Source organism: Collinsella aerofaciens (genome assembly GCF_028206995.1).
Classification (GTDB): Bacteria; Actinomycetota; Coriobacteriia; order Coriobacteriales; family Coriobacteriaceae; genus Collinsella; species Collinsella aerofaciens_AQ.
The window spans coordinates 1-2298 of the sequence record NZ_JAQLFL010000026.1 but is presented as its reverse complement, the minus strand read 5'-3'; the positions used below and the strand labels follow the sequence as shown (position 1 = coordinate 2298).

At 56.4% G+C, this 2298-nt stretch carries 1 protein-coding gene; it reads left to right on the top strand.

The annotated features are described in order from the left end of the window. Positions 1 to 324 precede the first annotated feature (324 nt). Positions 325 to 2019 (top strand): phospho-sugar mutase, encoded by a 1695-nt coding sequence (locus PMX60_RS10120; RefSeq protein WP_055310777.1) that lies wholly within the window; start codon positions 325 to 327, stop codon positions 2017 to 2019. Positions 2020 to 2298: the final 279 nt, after the last annotated feature.

The following is a 2298-nucleotide window of genomic DNA, read 5'->3' as shown; positions in this document are numbered from 1 at the left end:
CCGAACCCGGAAGCTAAGCCCCATCGCGCCGAGAGTACTGCGGGGTCGGCCCGTGGGAGGCCAGGGCGCCGCTGACCGGTGGACGGCACCGAGCCGTACGCTTGAACTGAGAAGGGGGAGGCCTCGCGGCCTCCCCCTTTTTTGCGTTTACGTGCAACATTCCTTATGCAATTAAATCAATTTAATCATCCACCGCTGAATATAGACGTTCACCGTTCTTTGGTCGGTTCTTTGTTCTCAATGGACTAATATTTGCTTTAGCGCACTGCTGCGCTTGTCCTGTTTTACACGGGTCGTTTTATTGAATGTGACGGAAGGACTCACATGGCAGATGTTCATGAGCTGCTTGATACTTGGATTGCCAATGTCAAGGACGAGGAGCTCCTCGCTGAGCTTAACACGATGAAGGAGCAGGGTGATGAGGACGCCATCACCGACGCTTTCTTCCAGGATCTCGCCTTCGGTACCGCCGGTCTACGTGGCACTATCGGTGCAGGCACTAACCGTATGAATATCTATACGGTTGGTCGCGCGACGCAGGGTTTTGCTGACTATCTCAATGCGACCTTCGAGCATCCGACGGTTGCCATCGCTCGCGATAGCCGCAATAAGGGTGAACTGTTCGTTAAGACGACGGCTGCCATTCTTGCCGCAAACGGCGTGACTGCTCTCGTGTATCCTAAGATTTCTCCCGTGCCGACGCTTTCCTGGGCCGTCCGTGACCTTAAGTGCTCCGGTGGCATTTGCATGACCGCTAGTCATAATCCAGCGCCTTATAACGGCTATAAGGCCTATGGCCCCGACGGCTGCCAGATTACCAGCGAGGCTGCCGATGCAATTTCTAAGGCTATCGCCGAGACCGATACGTTTACCGGCGTGAAGTCCATGGACTTCGATGAGGCTCTTGAGCAGGGTCTGGTCAAATGGATCGATGACTCGTGCCTCGAGCGTTATTATGACGCCGTTCTCGCCCGCGGCGTGACCAACCTTTCTGCCGAGGAGATCGCTGGCGCTCCGCTTAAGCTCGTCTACACTCCGCTCAACGGCACCGGCCTCATTCCCGTCACGACGGTGCTCGAGCGCGCTGGCATCACCGATGTCACGGTTGTTCCCGAGCAGAAGGAGCCTAACGGCGATTTCCCGACCTGCCCGTATCCTAACCCCGAGATTCGCCAGGCCATGCAGAAGGGCATTGACCTGTGCGAGCAGGTTCACCCTGATCTGCTGCTTGCAACCGATCCTGACGCCGATCGCGTTGGCGTTGCCGTTAAGAATAGCGATGACTATCTGCTGCTGACCGGCAATGAGATGGGCGTTCTGCTGCTCGACTATATCTGCAAGACCCGCGCTGCTCGCGGTGAGGACCTCACTAAGAAGGTTGCTGTCACTACTATCGTTTCTTCCGCCATGGTTGACGCTCTGGCCGACGAGTACGGTTTTGAGCTCCGTCGCTGCCTGACGGGCTTCAAGTACATCGGCGACATCATTACTTCTCTTTCCGATGCTGGCGAGGTCGATCGCTTTATCTTCGGTTTTGAGGAGAGCTACGGCTATCTGGCCGGCGACCACGTGCGCGACAAGGACGCCGTGAGCACTTCGCTTTTGATTTGCCAGATGGCGCAGTATTACAAGCTCCAGGGAAAGAACCTTGCCGACGCGATGCACGAGCTGTACGAGAAGTATGGCTACTATCACAACAAGACGATTTCGCTGAGCTATCCGGGTGCTGAGGGTGCGGCAAAGATGGCCGGCATCATGGCCGGTCTGCGCGAGAACCCGCCCGCGGAGCTCGCCGGTTCCAAGATTGAGGCCGTCGTTGATTACAACACCTGCGTGAACGGCCTGCCGAAGGCTAATGTTATTGAGTTCGATCTTGAGGGTGGCAACAAGGGTATTGTTCGTCCTTCCGGCACCGAGCCCAAGATTAAGCTGTACATCTTCGCTAAGGGCGCGGATGCCGCCGAGGCAGATGCAGCACTTGACGCGATCGAGGAGTCCGGTCGCAAGCTGCTGGCATAAGGTATTTAAGAGTCTTCTATAGCTATAGATGGGCTAAAGAGGGGATCTCGGATGCGAGGTCCCCTCCTGTTTTTAACCAGCCAGCCGAGAGTACTTATATGTGTAGGAAATGTGTACACCCAGATTCCCGCCCCCGGCGCCCCTCCGGTCTGGCAATATATCTCCTTGCCGCGCGGCCCGGTCGGACCGGATGAGCCGCAAAGCGTGCACCTTGAGAACCGGATACTGCGAGGATGGACACACCAGATGTGTCGCATCCGGGCAGACATCGAACCATTT